Origin of the sequence: Rickettsia sp. TH2014 (assembly GCF_019249195.1) — a bacterium.
Taxonomy (GTDB): domain Bacteria; phylum Pseudomonadota; class Alphaproteobacteria; order Rickettsiales; family Rickettsiaceae; genus Rickettsia; species Rickettsia felis.
The window spans coordinates 1-19,523 of the sequence record NZ_MXAX01000306.1 but is presented as its reverse complement, the minus strand read 5'-3'; the positions used below and the strand labels follow the sequence as shown (position 1 = coordinate 19,523).

Here is a 19,523-nt window from a genome sequence, read left to right as displayed (position 1 = left end):
ATAATTTTTATAATGTCTGTAAGATTAAATCTTGACTTCTACATGTAAGCAAAGGCGATAGTACAAAATTCGCTTGTATCAAGCTTTATGAATTATGCTATATAAAAGATTCTAAAAACTCGTATGAATCAGAAAATTTATTCAGCGTCATATCATAGCTTGTTGACCACGATATAGCATTATTACGTGGATCGATTCCACCCATATCATCCTAGCTCGCTTGACCGCAGGTTTCAAAAAAGATCAGCCAAGTAATGTAATATTATAATGAAATACGTAACTACGACTAAAGTGAGATAAAAAAGATATAAACTGTCACACTGGAACTTGTTCCCGGTATCCAGAAAATCTTAAAAAGTTCTGGATCTCATGGTCAAGACTATAGTACTGGATATTTTTCGTTCCATGTCATTCCCGCGTGGCATTGTTGCGTGGACCGGTAAAACCCACTGTGTCACCCCGTGGCTTGATCCATAGTACCGGACAATTTCTATTCTATATCATTCCCGCGTAGGCGGGCATCTAGTCAAATAAAGCTTTTTTAAAGCTTTATTTAAAAAAAACGATAGAATAAAAAATCTTTGAAATTAAGATTTTTTGTTCTGTATCCCCACTTTCGCGGGGATGGCATAGAGGTCTTTTCAAAAACTGTCCGGTACTATAGGTTTGATCACGGGGTCCATAAAAACAATAAAAAATACTAATAATTTTAGTGTTTTTAACTGGATTGTCTTAGCAATTACTCCGTAATTTTCTTGTAGTGGTATTAAACTATTAACTAATATATACTTAGTTAGAAATGCCATTTCATAAAGATACTGTTTTTCTTGATAGATTTAACTATTGTAACATTTAAGACTGAAAAGCTTGAGTTTAAGGCTCGTGGATTGCTTGATGTTTTCGTTGAAATACTAAAAACTTTCGGTTGGTGGGCGATGACGGACTCGAACCGCCGACACTCTCGGTGTAAACGAGATACTCTACCAGCTGAGCTAATCGCCCATATTTTTTATTAATTAGTAAAATAACATTATTTATAATTAATAAGAAGTATATATAATTAATTTAGCAAAATTTTATTAGCTCTTGCTTTTAGATTATCTATAAAGTGTTATTTACTTTCGTTCAAACTTTTTATTTGTTTTGACAACCTGCTGATTTTTCTTGAGGCTGTATTTAATTTAATTATATTTTTTTTCACACCTTGCATTATCTTAGACTGAGCAACAGATAAAGCTAAGTTAGCATTTTCTTTATTACCAAGACTAATTTCATGTACAACTTTCTTTATAAAAGTTTTTATTGCACTAGATCTTTTTCTATTGATTAGAGTTCTTTTTACTGTTTGTCTAGCAGCTTTTTTTGCTGAAGAATGATTAGCCATTACCAAGTCCCTTATATTTTAATTTTTAATTTCTTCATTAGCATCTTGCTGTATATTTCCTTTAGCATTAATATCTCTATCTACAAATTCAATATATGCTATCGGTGCTAAATCACCATAACGGAATCCGGCTTTTATTATTCTAGTATAACCGCCAGGTCTATCTTTATATCTGGTACCTAAAATATTTATAAGCTTTTCTACTGCTTTTTTATCTTTTATTTTTGGTAGAACGCTTCTTCTTGCCGTTAAATCAGCTTTTTTAGCTTTAGTAATTAGAGTTTCAATGTAAGGTCTTAATTCCTTAGCTTTGGGTAAAGTAGTTTTAATTTGTTCATGGGTTACAAGTGCTACAGCCATATTAGCGAGCATTGCTTGCCTATGACTACTTGTTACATTTAATTTTCTACCTTTAATTTTATGTCGCATTTTTATTAGTCCTTAATTATAAGAATCTTCATAACGTTTAGATAATTCTTGAATATTTTCCGGTGGCCAATCCGGTACATCCATACCGAATCTTAAATTAAATTTTGCCAATATTTCTTTAATCTCATTTAAAGATTTTCTACCGAAATTTGGAGTTCTTAGCATATCGGATTCCGTTCTTTTTACTAGATCCCCTATATATATTATATTATCATTTTTCAAGCAATTTGCCGATCTAACCGATAATTCCAATTCATCAACTCTCTTAAGTAAATAAGGTGAAAACGGTAAAGCATCAGTTTTAACTTGTTTATCTTCTTCCTGTTCTTCAAAAGAAATAAATAATTGTAATTGCTCTTGTAGAATACGTGCAGCTAAACCTACAGCCATTTCAGGTAATAAATCACCGTTAGTTTCTACAAACATAATTAATTTATCATAGTCGGTAACCTGACCTACCCTAGTATTTTCTACTTTATAAGTAACACTCTTTACCGGGTTAAATAAAGCATCTATAGCTATTTCACCAATAGGTAAATTATCCTCATAGCTATTTGTGCTAAGTACATATCCTTTACCAACCTTACAAGTTAATTCCATTTCGAGCTGTTTGTTCTTAGCTAGATTACAAATTACATGATCCGGATTCAGTATTTCTACATCATGACCTGTTTCAATCATACCGGCCGTTATAACACAAGGTCCCGTTGCTTTTAATTTCATGATACGTTTTTCCGCAACATGCATTTTTACTTCAATACCTTTAATGTTTAAAATCACTTCCGATACATCTTCTTTTACACCGGGTATAGAAGAAAATTCGTGTTCTATAGCAGGGATCTTTATAGAAGTGATAGCTGCTCCTTGTAAAGAAGAAAGTAATACTCTTCTCATAGCATTACCGAGTGTTAAACCAAAACCTCTTTCTAAAGGTTCAACTACAATTTTAGCTTTATTATTGGTTTCCGGAAAATTTTCATAAGCGACTTTATTCGGCTTTATTAAAGTATTCCAATTTTTACTTAACGATAACATTTAATACCTATGATTCTCTTATACTCTTCTTCTTTTTGGCGGTCTTACTCCATTATGAGCAATTGACGATACATCTAAAATTGATGTAACCACAAAATTTTGCCCGAATAAAGCTCTCATTGCTGATTCACGCTGAGCTCCCGGCCCTCCAATCCTAATAGAAATAGTTTTTAGACCATATTCTTTTGCTTTTTCCGATGCTCTATCAATTGTTACTTGAGCTGCATAAGGTGTTGCTTTTCTTGCCCCTTTAAACCCATTACCTCCTGCCGATGCAGAAGAGATAGTATTACCTTGAATATCAGTAAATGTTACTATAGTATTATTAAATGATGCTCGGATATGCACAACACCCAGAGTGATAGTTTTTTTCTTTTTCTTAACTTTAACCGTCTGATTCATTATTTATACTCTATACTTAAACTATTATTTTACAGCTTTTTTCTTTCCAGCTATCGCAATAGCTTTACATTTTCTAGTTCGAGCATTAGAATGCGTGTTCTGTCCTCTCACCGGCAACTTACGTATATGTCTAAGCCCTTGATAACATCTTATATCTTTCTTCTTTTTAATATTAAGCGTAACTTCTCGTCTTAAATCACCCTCAACTTTATACTCACTTTCAATAATATTACGTAAGCTTATTAACTCTTGATCCGTAAGTTCTTTAACTTTTTTATCTTTCGATATTTTTGCTTTATTACAGATCTCTGCTGCCATAGTAAGTCCAAGACCGTAAATGTAAGTTAAACTCACAACTAAGCGTTTATTATCGGGAATATTAACACTTGCAATTCTTGCCACAAATAATCTCCAAAATTTTACTGGTAACTAGAAAATAATATAAAAATCTTTGATAAAGTCAATTTATTTTTAGTATTTCCTGTATATCAATTTCTATTTCTTGTTCATTTTTACTTCCATTAACTATATAAAAATTACCACTATTCTTATAATAATCTATTAACGGATATGTTTCTGTTTTATATACTTCAATTCTTTTTTTTATTACTTCTTCATTATCGTCTTTTCTATAGTCAAATGTACTTGAACCACAAACATCGCATACATTATCAGTTTTAGGCTGCAAGAAGTAACTATTATATATTTTATCGCAATTTTTACAACTATATCTTCCTAAAACTCTTTTAATTAATAATTCATCTGAAACATCAAAATATATTATTTTAATTTTTTCTTTAATAAATAATTCAAAGAATTTTGCTTGCTCTAAATTGCGTGGATATCCATCTAATATATAGCCGTTTTTGTATTCAGAGGATAATAAAAAATTTTTAATTACTTGATTAACTATTTCATTAGGGATGAGCTCACCTTGCTTAACATAATTATTAATTAACTCTGCTGCACTAGTTGATGTTTTAATAATTGTTCTAAATATATCACCGATTGCTATATGTGGTAAATCATTTTTTTTAGCTATCTTTTTTCCTTGTGTTCCCTTTCCGGCTCCTGGAGGACCTAAAAAAATTACTATCACTATTTAAGCTCATTTTTAATTTTTTAATTTTACTTTCTTCATTAAACCTTCATACTTACTACTAAATAAGTAAGTTTGAATCTGAGTCATAGTATCAAGTACCACGTTCACTACAATTAAAAAACTCGTACCTCCTAACGAAAGAGAAATTACATACTTATTCATTAATAGCTCCGGAATTACACATATTACACTTAAATATATCCCACCTATAACCGTAAGCCTTGTAAGTATATAATCAAAATAATCAGATGTATTTTTCCCTGGTCTTTTACCCGGAATATAAGCACCGTATTTTCTTAAATTATTAGCAGTTTCTTCAGAATTAAATACTATTGCAGTATAAAAAAAACTAAAAAACATAATTAATGCTATATATAATAAAATATATACGGGTTTTCCATGCCCTAAGTAATAAGTAAGCATGCCCATAGTTTCTGAATTACTATTAGAAAAATTAGCAAGCGTAGCAGGAAATAGTAAAATTGAACTAGCAAATATTGGAGGTATTACACCAGAAGTATTTAATTTAAGAGGCATATGCGTTGCTTCCCCTCCATAAATTTTATTTCCTACTTGTCTTTTAGGATACTGCACCAATAATTTTCTTTGGGCCTTTTCAAAAAATATAATTATAGCTATTAATACAACTACTCCAATACAAGCAGCTAACGCTATTAAAGGCGATAATGCTCCTTTTCTTGATAATTCAAACATACTAATAATAGCACTAGGTACTCCTGAAATTATGCCTATAAATATAATTAAGGATGTACCGTTACCTATTCCGCGTTGTGTAATTTGTTCTCCTAACCACATTAATAGCATAGTGCCTACAACCAAAGTAATTACGGTTGTAACCCTAAAGAAAAGACCCGCTAAAATTACTACAGGACCTGTATTTGTTACAATCGACTCTAAACTTATAGCAACTCCATAAGCCTGAAAAGAAGCAAGCAGAACCGTTAAATATCTCGATAGCTGATTTACTTTTCTTTTACCTACTTCCCCTTCTTTTTTTAAATTTTCTAAAGGTTTATATGCAACTGACATTAATTGGATAATAATTGAGGCGGTAATATACGGCATAATTGCTAAAGCAAAAATAGACATTCTACCTAGCGATCCTCCGGATAGCATGTTGAACATTCCGAGTATTCCGGATTGATTCTTTTCAGCCACACTACTTAAAGCAATTGAATCTATGCCGGGTATAGGTATAAAAGACCCAAATCTACATACTATAAGAATGAGAATAGTAAAAACAATGCGACTAACTAAATCATTACCGGATTTTTTAGAAAAATTCTGCCCCATATACTATAATAATTTTCCACCTGCTTTTTCGATTAAATCCTTAGCTTTAGAAGAATAAGCATCTAATTTTAATGATAGGGGAGAAACAAAATCATCACTACAAATAGATAATAATTTCACTAATTTTTTATTATTTTTATTATTAACTACTCCAGCTTCTACCAATTTTTCTTTTGTAATAGTATCAGCAGCACTTAAACGCCCATCGGCTAATGCTTCTTCAATATTATAAATATTTATTATATTGTATTTTTTAGTTGAAATGCAATTAAATCCTCTTTTAGGTAGTCTTTTGATCATAGGTGTTTGACCACCTTCAAAACCTCTTATTGCAACGCCAGATCTAGATTTTTGACCTTTAATTCCTCTACCACCGGTTTTTCCTTTACCACTACCAATACCGCGTGCTATTCTTTTCTTATTTTTTTTAGCACCTATATTATTATATAATTCATTTAATTTCATTTAAAAACTCTAATTACATATTTTCTATTTTTAACAAATGCTTTACTTTTTCGACCATCCCTTTGATTGAATTAGTATTTTCAAGAATAACGCTCTTATTAATTTTGTTTAAACCAAGCCCAACTAATGTCAATCTTTGATCATACTTACGACCTATAGCACTTTTAATTTGAGTAATTTTTATATTATTATTCATAACTTCACCTATACTTAACGCAACATTATTCATTAACTTGAATATCAGAGTATTTTACAGATATTTCATTTACTTTTTTATCTCTTCTCATAGCAATAGATTTTGGTGATGCAAGTTTATTTAAGGCATCAAATGTTGCAGAAATCATTGCATAAACATTCGTTGAACCTATTGATTTAGCAACAATATCATGAACGCCTAAAGAATCAAAAATTGCTCTCATAGACCCTCCGGCTATAACGCCTGTACCTGCTTTAGCTCTTCTTAAAATCACTTTAGCAGCTCCGCTTTTACCGACAACGTCATGGTGAATGGTCCTATTTTGATATAACGGCACTTTCATCATTCTCTTTTTAGCGGCTTGTTTTGCTTTTCCTCGAGCTTCGTTTACTTCTTTAGCTTTTCCGTGCCCCGCTCCGACTCTACCAGTTTTATCACCGACAACTACATAAGCAGAAAAAGCAAATCTTCTACCGCCTTTTACTACTTTTGTGACTCTATTTACATCAACTAAAACTTCGCTTAAAGTCTCTTCATTTTTTTTAACTTTAGACATTACTACAACCTTATAACCTAAAATTTTATTTTCTCTCTAGCTGCATCAGCTAGAGCTTTTACAACACCGTGATACTTATATCCGCCTCTATCAAATACTACTTCTTTTATCCCTACAGAATCAGCTTTTTTTGCTATTGCCTCACCTACTTTGATAGCATTTTCAATATTACAATGAGATTTTTTTAATTTTTTTATTTTCTCATCTAAAGTTGAAGCAGAAGCAATCGTTATAGCCTTAGCATCATCAATAATTTGTGCATATATATGTCTACCTGATTTAAATATCGACAATCTCACTCTATTAGATGTTTTAGATATTTTATGTCTTATTCTACTTCTTCTTTTTTCAAATTTTAGCTTAGCACTACGCATATTTAACTCTTAAATTTAATTTTTCTTACCTTCTTTACGCGGTATAAATTGATTTTCAAATTTAATTCCTTTTCCTTTATAAGGCTCAGGTGGTCTCTGTTTTATAATAATTGAGGCAAATTGTCCTAATTTTTCTTTATCTGTTCCCTCAAGAATAATAATATTTTGTTTAGGTACCTCTATTTTAATATCTGAAGGTATTTCAATTTTTGTATTATGGCTTTTAGCAAGCATTAAATTTAAATATTTACCTTTTACCATTGCTCTGTAACCGACTCCGTTAATTTCGAGTTTAAGCTTAAGCCCTTCTTTAACGCCGGTAACCATATTTGATATTATGCTTCTTGCAGTACCCCACATAGCACGTGCATTTTTATTTGCGGCTAAAGGTTTTACTAAAAGCTGATTTTCTGCCAATGAAATTGCTATATTACCTTTAAAAGTTTTTGATAATTCGCCTTTAGGTCCGGATATTTTTACTTCTAAATCATTTAAACCAACTTTTACACCTTCAGGTATAGTAATCGGCAATTTTCCAACACGTGACATTTTTTTACCTTAAAATACTTTACAAATTACTTCGCCGCCGACATTTTTGATATGAGCTTCTCTATCAGACATAACACCGTAAGGAGTAGAAAGAATATATATACCCATATTATTATAATATCCTTTCAAATCTTTAATAGCAGAATATACTCTTTTTCCAGGCTTTGACACTCTATGAATTTCACATATAGAAGCATCACCGTTTACGGAGTATTTTAAAGCTACCTCAGTATAACTAATATTATTTTTTTGAGTAGTTACGTAATCTTTTATATAACCCTCTTTTTGCAAAACATCTAAAATTGAAGTTTTAATTTTAGAACTAGGAAAAGAAACATTTATCAATTTGCTTTTATAAGCATTTCTAATTCTAGTTAACATATCTGCTACATTATCCGTCATTGACATATTATTTACCTATCGACTTTTACCAACTTGACTTAACTACACCGGGAACTAAGCCTCTACCTATTAATTCCCTAAGCTTATTCCTAGATATACCGAATTTTCTTGTAACACCTCTTGGTCTACCTGTAAGCTCACATCTATTTCTTATTCTAGTAGATGATGAATTTCTAGGTAATTGTGCAAGTGACATTACCAAAGCAAAACGCTCTTCTAATGAAATATTTTTATCATAAATTTTACTTTTTAGTGCTGAACGTTTATTATGTAAAGTTTGTGATTTTTTTTTCCTACTTTCGTTCTTTTTTATAGAACTTACTTTTGCCATTATATATATCCTAAAAATTAATTATAAAAAGGTAAATTAAACCCTGATAACAAAAACTTACTTTCTTTATCTGTTTTAGCAGATGTAACGATTGTAATATCCATACCTCTTATTGTATCGATTTTATCGTAATTAATTTCAGGAAAAACTATCTGCTCTTTTAATCCAAGAGTAAAATTTCCTTTACCGTCAAAACTTTTATAAGAAAAACCGCGAAATTCTTTAACACGAGGTAACGCAACAATTACTAGCCTTTCTAAAAAGTCATACATTCTATCTTTACGTAATGTAACCTTGCAGCCTATTTTCATACTTTCACGTAACTTAAAGGTTGCAATAGATTTTCTTGCTAACGTTACAACCGGCTTCTGACCGGAAATCAAAGTAAGATCATTTACCGCATTATTAATTACTTTAGAATCAGCTATCGCTTCCCCTACTCCCATATTTATAACAATTTTCTTAATTTGCGGTATTTCATGCTTATTTTTATAAGAAAATTCTTTTTGTAAGTTTTCAATAATTTTTTGCTGATATAATTCTTTAAATCTTAACATTATTTACCTTCCTTACCGATAATTTCCCCTGATTTCTTTGCTACTCTAACCTTAGAACCATCTTCTAAGAATTTAAAAGCTACTTTGGTAAGGTTACCAGTTTTTGGATCGATGTGTGCAATATTTGAGATATGTATAGGTAATTCTTTAGTTATTATCCCGCCTTCACTCATGTGATTAGGTTTAGTATGCTTTTTTACTAAATTTACTCCAGAAACAATTACTTTACTGTCCTCAGGAAAAACTTTTAATATTTTACCTTTTTTTCCTTTGTGCTTTCCGGTAATAACAACAACTTCATCACCTTTTTTTACTTTTAATTTAATCATTTATAACACTTCCTCTGCAAGCGACATTATTCTAACATATTTTTTCGCTCTAAGTTCTCTTGTAACAGGACCGAAAACTCTAGTACCGATAGGTTCATCTTGTTTATTCAAAAGCACCAATGCGTTTTTATCAAATTTTATTGTACTACCGTCAGGTCTTACTACTCCGGTCTTTGTACGAACAATCACGCCTTTATAAACATCACCCTTTTTAACCTTACCGCCGGGTATAGCTTCTTTAACAGATACAACTATAACATCACCCAGCTTTGCCGTCATATGGTGAGAGCCACCTAAAACTTTAATACACATAACTTTTTTAGCACCGGAATTATCTGCAACTTCCAAGATGCTCTGCATTTGAATCATAAACTACTTCCAATTTTTTATATACGAGAGATAAAATAAACAATCTACCTTATAAAGTCAAAGATTAAAAAACTTTATTCCCCATTTACCACTAACCATGTTTTGGTTTTTGAGATAGGACGACTTTCAATTATACTAACTTTATCTCCTTCTTGATATTTATTTTCTGAATCATGAGCAGCATATTTTTTAGATACTTTCACGAACTTTTTATAAATAGGGTGCTTAAACTTTCTTTCTACTTTTACTGTAACCGTCTTATCAGCTTTTGAACTTATAACCACGCCTTGTAACACTCTTTTCGGCATTTTAATATTCCTCACTATTAGATCTTTTTGTTAATTCAGTTTTAATACGTGCTATAGACTTTTTGACTAACGAAAACCTACTAGTATTTTTTAACTCACCTAAAGCTTGTTGAAATCTTAAATTAAACAATTCTTTTTTTAAAAGATTAAGGTTTTTATAAAGCTCTTCTATTGTTTCGGTAGATAACTTACTTCTTAATAATTTTAAATCATTCATAACGTCTCACTATCCTTGTTCTAACAGGTAATTTTGCACTTGCAAGCTCCAAAGCTCTAAGTGCAACATTTTCTTCTACCCCTTCAATTTCAAACATAATTCTTCCAGGCGAAACTCTAACTGCAAAAAATTCAGGAGAACCTTTACCTTTACCCATTCTTACTTCGGCAGGCTTTTTAGAAACGGGAACATCCGGAAAAATACGAATCCATAATCTTCCTTGCCTTTTCATACATCTAGTAGCAGCTTTTCTTCCTGCTTCTATTTGTCTTGCAGTAACACGCCAACCGTCTATAGATTTTAGACCAAATGATCCAAAAGCGAGCGTTGTACCTGCTTTTGCTTTTGAAGCAACTCTACCTTTATGAGCTTTTCTAAATTTTTGTTTTTTCGGAGCTAACATTTTAATACTTAAAATTAATTATATCTTTTATTTTCTGTATATTCACCTTTGTAAATCCACACTTTAACCCCTATAACTCCATAAGTAGTTATAGCCTCAGCTGTTGAATAATCAATATCAGCTCTTAAAGTATGTAACGGCATTCTTCCTTCTATATACCACTCGGTTCTAGCAATTTCAGCACCTCCAAGTCGTCCTGAACAACTAACTCTTATACCTTGTCCACCTTGTTTAAATGAAGCATGAATTGCTGCTTTCATAGCTTTTCTAAAAGAAACTCTTTTTTCAAGCTGTAGTGCTATAGTTTGAGCTACTATAGCAGCATTTATATTAAATTTTCTAACTTCGTGGATATTTATATAAACTTCTTTTAAAGAAGTCATTTTCTCGATAGCTTTTTTTAGTTTATCAATTTCACTACCGTTTCTACCGATAATGATATTTGGTTTTTTGGCATTAATATTAATTATAATACTTTTATTAGAAGGACGTTCAATTAAAACTCTACTAACTTGAGCTTGATTAAAACCCTTATTTATTAAATCCCTAATTTTTAAATCTTGTATAAAAAGAGTTTTATAATGTTTTTCTGCATATAATATGGAATCCCAACCTTTAATTAAAGTCGGTCCAACTCTAAAACCATGTGCACAAACTTTCTGCCCCATTTTAATTATCCTCTTTTTCTGTAACAGTTATATAAAGATTACTAAAAAACTTATTGATTCTAGTTGCTCTTCCTTTTGCTCTTGGCATAACTCTTTTCATTACTAAAGCCTTACCTACGGTCGCCTTAGTAATAACCAATCTATCTATATCTAGACCTAAATTATTTTCAGCATTTGCAACAGCAGATTGTAAACAATTTTTTACAACTTTTGCAATTCTTTTAGGAGAAAAAGTTAATTGTACCAATGCTTCAGATACTTTCATATTTCTAATAAAAGCTGCAACTAAATTTAACTTCCTTGGACTTACTCTAATAGATTTAGCTTTTGCCGTAGCAAAATTTTTATTTTCCTGTACCATATAAATCTTTACTTTCTTTTGACTTTTTTATCTGCTCCATGACCGTGAAATGTTCTAGTAGGAGCAAACTCACCTAATTTTCTTCCAACCATTTCTTCATTTACAGAAACTGGAATAAATTTATTTCCATTATGAACAGAAAAGGTAAACCCTACAAAAATAGGCAGAATCGTTGATCTTCTAGACCAAGTTTTAATCATTTCAGATTTACCTGATTCCATTAATTTTTGAACTTTCTTTATTAAATAACCGTCTACAAAAGGCCCTTTCCATATTGAACGCGCCATACTAATACCTAATTAATTTAAAATCTATTTTCTTTTCTTTATGATAAATTTTGAAGTACGTTTATTTTTACGTGTCTTCTTACCCTTTGTTGGGAATCCCCAAGGAGTAACAGGATGGCGTCCTCCTGAAGTTTTACCTTCACCACCGCCATGAGGGTGATCTACAGGATTCATTGCTACACCTCTAACATGCGGTCTCCAACCGAGCCATCTATTTCTACCTGCTTTGCCTAAATTAATATTTTTTTGATCCGGGTTAGATATACTACCTATAGTAGCTTTACAATCTAAAGGTACTAACCTAAATTCACCTGATCTTAATTTAATCTGAGCATACCCTGAATCTTTACCCACTAGATCTACTGAAGTGCCTGCAGACCTTGCAATTTGACCACCCTTACCCACTTTCATTTCAACGTTATGTAAAGTAGTACCGATAGGAATGAATTTTAAAGGTAAACAATTTCCTATTTTTATATCAGCATCTTGGCTTGATATTACTCTATCACCTACAGATAATTTTTGCGGTGCTAGAATATAAGAATATTCCTCATCTTCATATTTTATCAAAGCAATAAAAGCAGTTCTATTAGGGTCATACTCTATTCTTTCAACAATAGCAGAAATATCTATTTTATTTCTTTTAAAATCAATAATACGATATAATTTTTTGTGTCCTCCACCTCTGTGCCAAGAAGTGACTCTACCTTGATTATTTCGTCCACCGGTTTTAGATATACCTTTGGTCAAAGATTTTAAAGGTCTGCCTTTCCATAAACTAGTTTTATCAACTTGAACTAACTCTCTAAGAGAAGGAGTAATTGGATTAAAGTTTTTTAAAGCCATTTATTTAATTCCTCCGGCAAAATCGATATTATGGTCTTTTTCTAATGTAACAATAGCTTTCTTTCTATTGATTTGAGTCCCTATAATTCCTTTGAATCTTTTCTTCTTACCTTTAACGTTTAAAATATTCACTTTTTTTACTTTTACTTTAAATATTTCTTCTATAGCCTTTTTAACGGTAAGTTTTTCAGCAAATTTATCTACATAAAAAGCGTATTTATTTTGTTCCGAAAGGGTTGTAGTTTTTTCTGTAATAATAGGTTTTCTAATTAAATCGTAATATTTATAAGAACTCATCTTAACCTCTCTTCTAAAACGCTCACTGCTTCTTGTGATAATAGGACATATTCATATCGTATTATATCATAAACATTTGCCCCTATTTGTGGAACAATCACAGTATTATAAATATTTTTTGCAGCTAAAGAAAAATTAGTATCTACTTCATTTCCATCTATTATAAAGAAACTTTTTCCTTGAAATTTGCTTAATATATTTACAAGAGCAGAAGTGTTAGGCTTATCTAGCGTTAAAGAATCTATTACTAATAATTTTCCTTCAGCGAATTTCTCGGATAAAGCATGAATTAAACCAAGTTTTCGTACTTTTTTAGGTAATTTTGTTGCATGACTACGTACTCTAGGTCCGTGAGCTACACCACCGCCACGCATCTGTACCGATCTAAGGGAGCCTTGTCTTGCATTACCTGTACCTTTTTGCTTAAAAGGTTTTTTTGTGGTTCCTGATACTTCTGATACTGTTTTAGTTTTATGGTTACCGGACATTGCTTTAGCTCTCTGCCAATCAATAACCTGCTTTATTATATCATCTCTGATAAATTCAACAGCAAATATATCTTCGTTTAAGCTAATCTCACCAACTTCTTCATTAGCAAGACTTAATATTTTAGTTTTCATCTTTATTTAACCTTATACAGTTTTATATAAAACTTTTATATAAATAATATTGCATGGTGCTTTGTTAATTTAATAATCTTTAACCTCAACAAACATATCTAAATATCTATTATACAGTTATTGAAATCTTTTTTATTGCATCTTTTACTGAAAGATACGAATTTTTGTGACCAGGTATACTACCCTGAATCATAATAAGCTTACGCTCTTTATCAACGGCAAATATTTTCAAATTTTGAATAGTAACTTGGTTACATCCCATATGACCAGCCATTTTTTTGCCTTTGAAAACCTTTCCTGGATCTTGTCTTTGTCCTGTAGAACCGTGGGAACGATGGGATATAGAAACACCGTGAGAAGCTTCAAGACCTCTAAAATTATGTCTTTTCATACTACCGGCAAACCCTTTACCTATAGTAGTTGCCGTTATATCCACAAATTGTCCTGCCGTAAAATGATCTACTTCTAGACTTGCTGCTATATCAATAAAATTCTCTTCAGAAATTCTAAATTCTTTTAATTTAGTTTTAGGAGATATTTTAGCATTAGCAAAAACTTGTTTCATAGGCTTAGTTACTCTAGATATCTTTTTATCTTTTATACCTATAACCAAAGCATTATATCCATGTTTTTCTAGAGTTTTATGCCCTACCACTTGACAATCATCAACTTTTACTAATGTCAAAGAAATTCTTTCTCCTTTATCATTAAAAACACTAGTCATCCCAATTTTTTGAGCAATTATACCGGTTCTCATTTATTCCCCACTCTCTAATTCAATCACTACATCAACACCTGCTGCTAAATCAACTTTACTTAAAGCATCAACAACCGCCGGATTCGGATCGTCTATAACTAATAATCTTTTATGCTTTCTAATTTCAAATTGCTCTCTTGACTTCTTATGTACATGAGGAGACCTATTTACGGTAAATCTTTCAATTTTTCTAGGTAAAGGAATAGGACCATTAATGTTAGCAAATGTTCTTTTAACAGCACTAACTATCTCTTTTGTAGCTTGATCAAGACTACGGTGATCAAATGATTTTAAACGAATTTTGATTTTATTTTTCATTCAGTAAACCTAATATTTAAACAGCAAGATGTTTTTCAGACACCTTAAAATATAAATACCTATTATTAAAAAATAATAGGTATTTATAAAATCAATTAATTATTTATTTTAGTTACTACGCCGGCACCTACTGTTCTACCACCTTCACGTATAGAGAATTTTAACCCTTCTTTCATAGCAATCGGTTTAATTAATTCCACTGTAAAAGTAGCATTATCTCCAGGCATAACCATCTGCTTATCAGCAGGCAATTTTATTGTACCGGTAACGTCTGTCGTTCTAAAATAGAACTGCGGACGATAGTCATTAGTGAACGGTGTATGACGCCCACCTTCTTCTTTACTAAGCACATATACTTCAGCTTCAAACTTATCATGTGGCTTTATACTACCGGGTTTCGCAAGCACTTGTCCTCTTTCCACTTCTTCTCTCTTTGTACCACGTAGTAACAGACCGACGTTATCTCCAGCTTGTCCTTCATCAAGTAATTTTCTAAACATTTCTACACCGGTACAGGTAGTTTTTTGTGTATCTTTAAGACCAACTATTTCAATTTCCTCACCTACCTTAATTATTCCAGATTCTATTCTACCGGTTACGACCGTACCTCTTCCTGAAATAGAAAATACATCTTCTATCGGCATTAAGAAAGGTTTGTCAGTTTCTCTAGTAGGTTGCGGTATATAGCTATCTACTACATCCATTAACTCATTAATAGCTTTTTCACCTTCAGGCTTTCCTTCTAAAGCTTGAAGTGCAGAACCTTTAATAATAGGTATTTCATCACCCAGGAAACCGTATTTTGATAATAATTCCCTTACTTCCATCTCTACTAGTTCTAATAGATCAGGATCATCCACCATATCTACTTTATTTAAGAATACTACCATAGCAGGTACACCTACCTGTTTTGCTAGTAATATATGCTCTCTAGTTTGCGGCATAGGACCATCAGCAGCAGAAACTACTAATATTGCACCGTCCATCTGAGCGGCACCGGTTATCATGTTCTTTACATAGTCAGCGTGTCCCGGACAATCTACGTGTGCATAGTGTCTATTTTTAGTCTCATATTCTACGTGTGCAGTAGAAATAGTTATACCTCTTTCTTTTTCTTCGGGAGCAGCATCAATTTGATCATACGCTGTAGCTTTTGCTCCACCTGTCTTAGCAAGTACTATAGTGATTGCTGCCGTTAAGGAAGTTTTACCGTGATCTACGTGGCCGATCGTACCTATATTAACGTGCGGTTTAGTTCGTTCAAATTTTGCTTTTGCCATGTTATTACTCTCTACAATTAGGTTTAATACAAGTTAATTTTTTATAAGTGCATTTTTTGCTAAATTTATTTGTTACCACTATCTCTGGAGCGGGTGATGGGAATTGAACCCACACAGCCAGCTTGGAAGGCTGGAACTCTACCATTGAGCTACACCCGCATTGTGGCACTGTTAATAAAATAATGTCAAAGCTATTTTGTTAACAATGCTATATCAATTTTATTTAAATTTATAAATATACACAATTATGTTTTATTTTTAAATAAAATTAAACATATATACATGAATCTTTTAAAATAAAATGATACGCTTCCCTGAACCATTTAAGTGGTGGAGGGAGAAGGATTCGAACCTTCGAACGCTTACGCGGGCAGATTTACAGTCTGCTGCCATTGACCACTCGGCCACCCCTCCTAAAGAACTTTACTGTATTAAATAGACTAATTCACTGTAAAATACAATATATAATTAGTATTAGGACTTAATAAAACTTATTGCCGAATCATCAAATAAACAAATAGCAGCTTGCACATTTATTTAGTTGTAACTTTCTATAATAAATAGTAGTTTCTGTCAAGAACAAATTACTGACGGTTTTCAATAAGATGCAAAATAAAAAACTTGATTCTAAAAATTGTTATTATATGTATGGGAAACATCCTGTATTTTCTGCTCTAAATAATCCAAAACGTCAAATTGACAATATTTTATGCACTAGGGAAATTTTTGATACAAACAAAAAATTAATAGGTACTAGATCTTATGAAATTGTTAATAACGATATTTTATCTAAATTACTGGAAAACCAAACACATCAAGGAATAGCTGCAAAAGTTAGACCAATTTTTTCTTACAATCTAGAGGACGTAGATATAAAAAACCCAAAATGTAAAATTGCGATTCTTGATCAAATAACAGACACACAAAATATTGGAGCAATTATTCGTAGTGCCGCTGCTTTTGATATAAATGCTATAATATTACCTCAAGATAATTCTCCGAATGAAAGCGGCAGCATTGCTAAAGCGGCTTGCGGTACTTTAGAATTAATACATATAATTAAAGTTACTAACTTACGCTCATGTATGAATTATCTTAAAAAACACGGCTTTTGGATTATAGGTCTGACAGGCTCTGCAAATGACTACTTTACCGATAAATTAATTTCCGACAAAATGGCATTAGTATTTGGCTCAGAAGATAAAGGCATGCGAAGATTAGTCGAAGAAACATGTGATTATCTAGCCAAAATCCCTATTTCTAAGAGAGTAGAAAGTCTTAATGTATCAAATGCCGCTTCTATAATTTTTCATTCATTACATAAATAATATTTTTAATAAATCAAATATTGTTTTTTATTTACTTCGATATAAATATTTAGTCTACTAAAATTAAAGTCATAAACTTTTATTATATCAATTAATTTGAGAGAAAAGTCATGAAAAGGAGACCAAATGAACAAATTATCGAGAGTTTTGAAAAACAATTAAACATATTTATAAATGAACTTACAGAAGAAGAGATAACAACGGATATATTAAATAATTTTTTTGATAAAGTGATCAATAACCTCAAGAATGAAAGATTAATTAATGATACTATATTTGATATATATCAAGGTAAAGCAGTAATTACTAAACCTATATATTCCGATTATATAGAATCTTCTGAACCTAAATATAACGAGCATTGGCAAAAATTTTATAGTTTTAATCGTAATCTTATGATAGAAAGCACATTAATATTTATTGCTAAGAATCTAAAAAAAGCTTCTTTAACAGACAAATTATATTATAGCTTTGCTAAATTAGCCCAGCAATTAGATTTGAATGTAGTAAGTGATCATTTTATGAAAAAAATAGACAATTATATAACATTTAACAATTTATGAAAAATTACAGAACCGAAAGCGATTCTTTTGGAGAAATTCAGATAGAAGAAAAATTTTATTGGGGGGCTCAAACTCAAAGATCTTTAGAAAATTTTAAAATAGGCAAACAAAAAATGCCTGAAATTTTAATTCGTGCTCTTGCTATTTTAAAAAAATGTGCAGCACAGGTTAATTATGAGTTTGGTGATTTAGAAGCTAAAATAGCTACAAGTATCGATAAAGCCACGGATAGAATCTTAGCAGGTGAATTTGATGATAATTTTCCTTTAGTAGTTTGGCAAACAGGTTCAGGTACACAAACAAACATGAATATGAACGAGGTTATTGCCTCTATTGCTAATGAAGAATTAACAAGCAAGAAAGGCGGCAAATCTCCAGTACATCCTAACGATCATGTTAATAAAGGACAATCATCCAACGACTCTTTTCCAACCGCTATGCATATAGCAACAATACTTGCAACTAAACAGCAACTTATACCGGCTTTGAATAATTTACTTACCTCTTTGCAAGACAAGTCAAAAGATTGGGATAAAATCATAAAAATAGGACGTACCCACTTGCAGGATGCAACTCCTTTAACTCTTAAACAGGAATTCTCCGGATATATTACACAAATAGAGTATGCTTTAGAACGCATAGAAGATGCACTAAAAAAAGTTTATCTACTTGCTCAAGGTGGAACGGCAGTCGGCACAGCTATTAACTCAAAAATAGGCTTTGATATAAAATTTGCCGAGAAAGTGGCAGAGTTTACTAAACAACCTTTTAAAACGGCTCCTAATAAATTTGAAAGTCTAGCTGCCCATGACGCGCTAGTAGAATTTTCAGGCACTCTTAATACTATAGCAGTTAGCTTAATGAAAATAGCAAATGATATAAGACTGCTCGGCTCCGGCCCAAGATGCGGTCTTGGTGAGCTGCATTTACCTGAGAATGAACCCGGCTCTTCGATTATGCCAGGTAAAGTAAACCCTACCCAAGTCGAAGCTTTAACAATGGTATGCATTCAGGTGATGGGAAATCATGTTACGGTTACTATTGCCGGCTCAAACGGACATCTTGAACTTAACGTATTTAAACCTGTAATAATATACAATATCCTACAATCTATAGAGCTGTTATCCGATAGCGTAAATAGCTTTGTTACTCACTGCGTTAAAGGATTAGAACCCAATATAGCACGCATTAATGATTTACGTGATAAATCTCTAATGCTTGTTACTGCTCTTAATCCGCATATAGGCTATGATAATGCTGCAAAAATTGCTAAAGAAGCACATAAGCTCGGAATAACTTTAAAAGAAGCAGCTAAAAAACTCAATCTTTTATCCGAAGAAGAATTTGATAAAATAGTAGTTCCTGAAAAAATGATTGGGTAATCTTAGGTTTTATATAAAAATATTAATATTATTGTACAAAATCTTATAAATAGGCTAATATTACAATTGTAGAAGTCAAGATTTAATCTTACAG

33 protein-coding genes and 3 tRNA genes are annotated in these 19,523 nt (G+C 31.6%); 3 read left to right on the top strand and 33 right to left on the bottom strand.

Features of this window, described 5'->3' with window-relative positions:
• Positions 1–641: 641 nt before the first annotated feature.
• The 33 genes from KYQ89_RS07330 to KYQ89_RS07170 form a co-directional block, all read right to left on the bottom strand.
• The gene (locus KYQ89_RS07330) at positions 642–806 is read right to left on the bottom strand and encodes a hypothetical protein (RefSeq protein ID WP_218461039.1); all 165 of its coding nucleotides are present in this window, start codon (positions 804–806) and stop codon (positions 642–644) included.
• A gap of 120 nt (positions 807–926) precedes the next feature.
• Positions 927–1,002, bottom strand: a tRNA-Val gene (locus KYQ89_RS07325).
• A gap of 109 nt (positions 1,003–1,111) precedes the next feature.
• Positions 1,112–1,384 carry a 30S ribosomal protein S20 gene (rpsT, locus tag KYQ89_RS07320; RefSeq protein ID WP_218461037.1) on the bottom strand — a complete coding sequence of 91 codons (273 nt, stop codon included), beginning with the start codon at positions 1,382–1,384 and terminating at the stop codon, positions 1,112–1,114.
• Between the two features lie 18 nt (positions 1,385–1,402).
• Positions 1,403–1,813, bottom strand: a complete 411-nt coding sequence (gene rplQ, locus KYQ89_RS07315; RefSeq protein WP_218461036.1) for a 50S ribosomal protein L17 — start codon at positions 1,811–1,813, stop codon at positions 1,403–1,405.
• A gap of 12 nt (positions 1,814–1,825) precedes the next feature.
• Positions 1,826–2,848, bottom strand: a complete 1,023-nt coding sequence (locus tag KYQ89_RS07310) for a DNA-directed RNA polymerase subunit alpha (RefSeq protein WP_040256091.1) — start codon at positions 2,846–2,848, stop codon at positions 1,826–1,828.
• 18 nt (positions 2,849–2,866) lie between these two features.
• Positions 2,867–3,250 carry a 30S ribosomal protein S11 gene (gene rpsK, locus KYQ89_RS07305; RefSeq protein ID WP_008580920.1) on the bottom strand — a complete coding sequence of 128 codons (384 nt, stop codon included), beginning with the start codon at positions 3,248–3,250 and terminating at the stop codon, positions 2,867–2,869.
• 24 nt (positions 3,251–3,274) lie between these two features.
• Positions 3,275–3,652, bottom strand: coding sequence for a 30S ribosomal protein S13 (rpsM, locus tag KYQ89_RS07300; RefSeq protein WP_218461035.1), 378 nt, complete (start codon positions 3,650–3,652; stop codon positions 3,275–3,277).
• A gap of 58 nt (positions 3,653–3,710) precedes the next feature.
• On the bottom strand, positions 3,711–4,349 hold the full coding sequence (locus KYQ89_RS07295) for an adenylate kinase (protein ID WP_218461034.1): 639 nt from the start codon (positions 4,347–4,349) through the stop codon (positions 3,711–3,713).
• 15 nt (positions 4,350–4,364) lie between these two features.
• Entirely contained in the window at positions 4,365–5,666 is a 1,302-nt protein-coding gene (gene secY / locus KYQ89_RS07290) for a preprotein translocase subunit SecY (RefSeq protein ID WP_218461033.1), read from the bottom strand.
• A gap of 3 nt (positions 5,667–5,669) precedes the next feature.
• Positions 5,670–6,131, bottom strand: a complete 462-nt coding sequence (gene rplO, locus KYQ89_RS07285) for a 50S ribosomal protein L15 (protein ID WP_218461032.1) — start codon at positions 6,129–6,131, stop codon at positions 5,670–5,672.
• A gap of 13 nt (positions 6,132–6,144) precedes the next feature.
• Positions 6,145–6,327, bottom strand: coding sequence for a 50S ribosomal protein L30 (gene rpmD, locus KYQ89_RS07280; RefSeq protein ID WP_218461038.1), 183 nt, complete (start codon positions 6,325–6,327; stop codon positions 6,145–6,147).
• 25 nt (positions 6,328–6,352) lie between these two features.
• Positions 6,353–6,883: a 30S ribosomal protein S5 gene (rpsE, locus tag KYQ89_RS07275; RefSeq protein ID WP_218461031.1), complete on the bottom strand. Its 531-nt coding sequence runs from the start codon at positions 6,881–6,883 to the stop codon at positions 6,353–6,355.
• 17 nt (positions 6,884–6,900) lie between these two features.
• Entirely contained in the window at positions 6,901–7,257 is a 357-nt protein-coding gene (gene rplR, locus KYQ89_RS07270; RefSeq protein WP_218461030.1) for a 50S ribosomal protein L18, read from the bottom strand.
• Between the two features lie 15 nt (positions 7,258–7,272).
• The gene (gene rplF, locus KYQ89_RS07265; RefSeq protein WP_218461029.1) at positions 7,273–7,806 is read right to left on the bottom strand and encodes a 50S ribosomal protein L6; all 534 of its coding nucleotides are present in this window, start codon (positions 7,804–7,806) and stop codon (positions 7,273–7,275) included.
• Positions 7,807–7,815: 9 nt separating this feature from the next.
• The gene (gene rpsH, locus KYQ89_RS07260; RefSeq protein WP_011270641.1) at positions 7,816–8,214 is read right to left on the bottom strand and encodes a 30S ribosomal protein S8; all 399 of its coding nucleotides are present in this window, start codon (positions 8,212–8,214) and stop codon (positions 7,816–7,818) included.
• A gap of 19 nt (positions 8,215–8,233) precedes the next feature.
• Entirely contained in the window at positions 8,234–8,539 is a 306-nt protein-coding gene (rpsN, locus tag KYQ89_RS07255; RefSeq protein ID WP_218461028.1) for a 30S ribosomal protein S14, read from the bottom strand.
• Between the two features lie 17 nt (positions 8,540–8,556).
• The gene (gene rplE / locus KYQ89_RS07250) at positions 8,557–9,096 is read right to left on the bottom strand and encodes a 50S ribosomal protein L5 (protein WP_218461027.1); all 540 of its coding nucleotides are present in this window, start codon (positions 9,094–9,096) and stop codon (positions 8,557–8,559) included.
• Positions 9,096–9,425 (bottom strand): 50S ribosomal protein L24, encoded by a 330-nt coding sequence (rplX, locus tag KYQ89_RS07245; protein ID WP_218461026.1) that lies wholly within the window; start codon positions 9,423–9,425, stop codon positions 9,096–9,098. The genes rplE and rplX overlap by 1 nt, the downstream gene beginning before the upstream one ends.
• Positions 9,426–9,794, bottom strand: coding sequence for a 50S ribosomal protein L14 (gene rplN / locus KYQ89_RS07240; protein ID WP_218461025.1), 369 nt, complete (start codon positions 9,792–9,794; stop codon positions 9,426–9,428).
• A gap of 74 nt (positions 9,795–9,868) precedes the next feature.
• Positions 9,869–10,102, bottom strand: a complete 234-nt coding sequence (gene rpsQ / locus KYQ89_RS07235; RefSeq protein WP_039594825.1) for a 30S ribosomal protein S17 — start codon at positions 10,100–10,102, stop codon at positions 9,869–9,871.
• A 1-nt stretch (position 10,103) separates the two neighbouring features.
• The gene (rpmC, locus tag KYQ89_RS07230; protein WP_004596213.1) at positions 10,104–10,319 is read right to left on the bottom strand and encodes a 50S ribosomal protein L29; all 216 of its coding nucleotides are present in this window, start codon (positions 10,317–10,319) and stop codon (positions 10,104–10,106) included.
• Complete coding sequence (gene rplP / locus KYQ89_RS07225; RefSeq protein ID WP_011270636.1) at positions 10,312–10,722, bottom strand: 50S ribosomal protein L16; 411 nt, start codon at positions 10,720–10,722, stop codon at positions 10,312–10,314. Before rplP ends, rpmC begins: the two co-directional genes overlap by 8 nt.
• A 14-nt stretch (positions 10,723–10,736) precedes the next feature.
• The gene (rpsC, locus tag KYQ89_RS07220; RefSeq protein ID WP_218461024.1) at positions 10,737–11,390 is read right to left on the bottom strand and encodes a 30S ribosomal protein S3; all 654 of its coding nucleotides are present in this window, start codon (positions 11,388–11,390) and stop codon (positions 10,737–10,739) included.
• Position 11,391: 1 nt separating this feature from the next.
• Positions 11,392–11,751, bottom strand: coding sequence for a 50S ribosomal protein L22 (gene rplV, locus KYQ89_RS07215; protein WP_010421669.1), 360 nt, complete (start codon positions 11,749–11,751; stop codon positions 11,392–11,394).
• 8 nt (positions 11,752–11,759) lie between these two features.
• Positions 11,760–12,038, bottom strand: coding sequence for a 30S ribosomal protein S19 (rpsS, locus tag KYQ89_RS07210; protein ID WP_008580964.1), 279 nt, complete (start codon positions 12,036–12,038; stop codon positions 11,760–11,762).
• Positions 12,039–12,062: 24 nt separating this feature from the next.
• Positions 12,063–12,884 carry a 50S ribosomal protein L2 gene (gene rplB, locus KYQ89_RS07205; RefSeq protein ID WP_218461023.1) on the bottom strand — a complete coding sequence of 274 codons (822 nt, stop codon included), beginning with the start codon at positions 12,882–12,884 and terminating at the stop codon, positions 12,063–12,065.
• The gene (rplW, locus tag KYQ89_RS07200) at positions 12,885–13,181 is read right to left on the bottom strand and encodes a 50S ribosomal protein L23 (RefSeq protein ID WP_011270632.1); all 297 of its coding nucleotides are present in this window, start codon (positions 13,179–13,181) and stop codon (positions 12,885–12,887) included. It lies immediately after the preceding gene.
• Complete coding sequence (gene rplD, locus KYQ89_RS07195; RefSeq protein ID WP_218461022.1) at positions 13,178–13,801, bottom strand: 50S ribosomal protein L4; 624 nt, start codon at positions 13,799–13,801, stop codon at positions 13,178–13,180. Before rplD ends, rplW begins: the two co-directional genes overlap by 4 nt.
• A 109-nt stretch (positions 13,802–13,910) precedes the next feature.
• Complete coding sequence (gene rplC / locus KYQ89_RS07190) at positions 13,911–14,558, bottom strand: 50S ribosomal protein L3 (RefSeq protein ID WP_218461021.1); 648 nt, start codon at positions 14,556–14,558, stop codon at positions 13,911–13,913.
• Positions 14,559–14,876 carry a 30S ribosomal protein S10 gene (rpsJ, locus tag KYQ89_RS07185; RefSeq protein WP_011270629.1) on the bottom strand — a complete coding sequence of 106 codons (318 nt, stop codon included), beginning with the start codon at positions 14,874–14,876 and terminating at the stop codon, positions 14,559–14,561.
• A 95-nt stretch (positions 14,877–14,971) separates the two neighbouring features.
• Complete coding sequence (tuf, locus tag KYQ89_RS07180) at positions 14,972–16,156, bottom strand: elongation factor Tu (RefSeq protein WP_218461020.1); 1,185 nt, start codon at positions 16,154–16,156, stop codon at positions 14,972–14,974.
• 85 nt (positions 16,157–16,241) lie between these two features.
• A tRNA-Gly gene (locus tag KYQ89_RS07175) sits at positions 16,242–16,315 on the bottom strand.
• A 169-nt stretch (positions 16,316–16,484) separates the two neighbouring features.
• Positions 16,485–16,570, bottom strand: a tRNA-Tyr gene (locus tag KYQ89_RS07170).
• A 191-nt stretch (positions 16,571–16,761) separates the two neighbouring features.
• Between KYQ89_RS07170 and rlmB the strand changes: the two genes are divergently transcribed.
• From rlmB to fumC, 3 genes are all read left to right on the top strand, one after another.
• Positions 16,762–17,484 (top strand): 23S rRNA (guanosine(2251)-2'-O)-methyltransferase RlmB, encoded by a 723-nt coding sequence (rlmB, locus tag KYQ89_RS07165; protein ID WP_218461019.1) that lies wholly within the window; start codon positions 16,762–16,764, stop codon positions 17,482–17,484.
• Between the two features lie 110 nt (positions 17,485–17,594).
• Positions 17,595–18,047 (top strand): hypothetical protein, encoded by a 453-nt coding sequence (locus KYQ89_RS07160; protein WP_218461018.1) that lies wholly within the window; start codon positions 17,595–17,597, stop codon positions 18,045–18,047.
• On the top strand, positions 18,044–19,429 hold the full coding sequence (gene fumC, locus KYQ89_RS07155) for a class II fumarate hydratase (protein WP_218461017.1): 1,386 nt from the start codon (positions 18,044–18,046) through the stop codon (positions 19,427–19,429). Before KYQ89_RS07160 ends, fumC begins: the two co-directional genes overlap by 4 nt.
• The last annotated feature ends 94 nt before the right edge of the window (positions 19,430–19,523 follow it).

Bases quoted from the DNA above. Each gene is read 5' to 3' on its own strand.
- KYQ89_RS07330 (WP_218461039.1), bottom strand. From the start codon at position 806: ATGGCATTTCTAACTAAGTATATATTAGTTAATAGTTTAATACCACTA.
- rpsT (WP_218461037.1), bottom strand. From the start codon at position 1,384: ATGGCTAATCATTCTTCAGCAAAAAAAGCTGCTAGACAAACAGTAAAA.
- rplQ (WP_218461036.1), bottom strand. From the start codon at position 1,813: ATGCGACATAAAATTAAAGGTAGAAAATTAAATGTAACAAGTAGTCAT.
- KYQ89_RS07310 (WP_040256091.1), bottom strand. From the start codon at position 2,848: ATGTTATCGTTAAGTAAAAATTGGAATACTTTAATAAAGCCGAATAAA.
- rpsK (WP_008580920.1), bottom strand. From the start codon at position 3,250: ATGAATCAGACGGTTAAAGTTAAGAAAAAGAAAAAAACTATCACTCTG.
- secY (WP_218461033.1), bottom strand. From the start codon at position 5,666: ATGGGGCAGAATTTTTCTAAAAAATCCGGTAATGATTTAGTTAGTCGC.
- rplO (WP_218461032.1), bottom strand. From the start codon at position 6,131: ATGAAATTAAATGAATTATATAATAATATAGGTGCTAAAAAAAATAAG.
- rpmD (WP_218461038.1), bottom strand. From the start codon at position 6,327: ATGAATAATAATATAAAAATTACTCAAATTAAAAGTGCTATAGGTCGT.
- rpsE (WP_218461031.1), bottom strand. From the start codon at position 6,883: ATGTCTAAAGTTAAAAAAAATGAAGAGACTTTAAGCGAAGTTTTAGTT.
- rplR (WP_218461030.1), bottom strand. From the start codon at position 7,257: ATGCGTAGTGCTAAGCTAAAATTTGAAAAAAGAAGAAGTAGAATAAGA.
- rplF (WP_218461029.1), bottom strand. From the start codon at position 7,806: ATGTCACGTGTTGGAAAATTGCCGATTACTATACCTGAAGGTGTAAAA.
- rpsH (WP_011270641.1), bottom strand. From the start codon at position 8,214: ATGTCAATGACGGATAATGTAGCAGATATGTTAACTAGAATTAGAAAT.
- rpsN (WP_218461028.1), bottom strand. From the start codon at position 8,539: ATGGCAAAAGTAAGTTCTATAAAAAAGAACGAAAGTAGGAAAAAAAAA.
- rplE (WP_218461027.1), bottom strand. From the start codon at position 9,096: ATGTTAAGATTTAAAGAATTATATCAGCAAAAAATTATTGAAAACTTA.
- rplX (WP_218461026.1), bottom strand. From the start codon at position 9,425: ATGATTAAATTAAAAGTAAAAAAAGGTGATGAAGTTGTTGTTATTACC.
- rplN (WP_218461025.1), bottom strand. From the start codon at position 9,794: ATGATTCAAATGCAGAGCATCTTGGAAGTTGCAGATAATTCCGGTGCT.
- rpsQ (WP_039594825.1), bottom strand. From the start codon at position 10,102: ATGCCGAAAAGAGTGTTACAAGGCGTGGTTATAAGTTCAAAAGCTGAT.
- rpmC (WP_004596213.1), bottom strand. From the start codon at position 10,319: ATGAATGATTTAAAATTATTAAGAAGTAAGTTATCTACCGAAACAATA.
- rplP (WP_011270636.1), bottom strand. From the start codon at position 10,722: ATGTTAGCTCCGAAAAAACAAAAATTTAGAAAAGCTCATAAAGGTAGA.
- rpsC (WP_218461024.1), bottom strand. From the start codon at position 11,390: ATGGGGCAGAAAGTTTGTGCACATGGTTTTAGAGTTGGACCGACTTTA.
- rplV (WP_010421669.1), bottom strand. From the start codon at position 11,751: ATGGTACAGGAAAATAAAAATTTTGCTACGGCAAAAGCTAAATCTATT.
- rpsS (WP_008580964.1), bottom strand. From the start codon at position 12,038: ATGGCGCGTTCAATATGGAAAGGGCCTTTTGTAGACGGTTATTTAATA.
- rplB (WP_218461023.1), bottom strand. From the start codon at position 12,884: ATGGCTTTAAAAAACTTTAATCCAATTACTCCTTCTCTTAGAGAGTTA.
- rplW (WP_011270632.1), bottom strand. From the start codon at position 13,181: ATGAGTTCTTATAAATATTACGATTTAATTAGAAAACCTATTATTACA.
- rplD (WP_218461022.1), bottom strand. From the start codon at position 13,801: ATGAAAACTAAAATATTAAGTCTTGCTAATGAAGAAGTTGGTGAGATT.
- rplC (WP_218461021.1), bottom strand. From the start codon at position 14,558: ATGAGAACCGGTATAATTGCTCAAAAAATTGGGATGACTAGTGTTTTT.
- rpsJ (WP_011270629.1), bottom strand. From the start codon at position 14,876: ATGAAAAATAAAATCAAAATTCGTTTAAAATCATTTGATCACCGTAGT.
- tuf (WP_218461020.1), bottom strand. From the start codon at position 16,156: ATGGCAAAAGCAAAATTTGAACGAACTAAACCGCACGTTAATATAGGT.
- rlmB (WP_218461019.1), top strand. From the start codon at position 16,762: ATGCAAAATAAAAAACTTGATTCTAAAAATTGTTATTATATGTATGGG.
- KYQ89_RS07160 (WP_218461018.1), top strand. From the start codon at position 17,595: ATGAAAAGGAGACCAAATGAACAAATTATCGAGAGTTTTGAAAAACAA.
- fumC (WP_218461017.1), top strand. From the start codon at position 18,044: ATGAAAAATTACAGAACCGAAAGCGATTCTTTTGGAGAAATTCAGATA.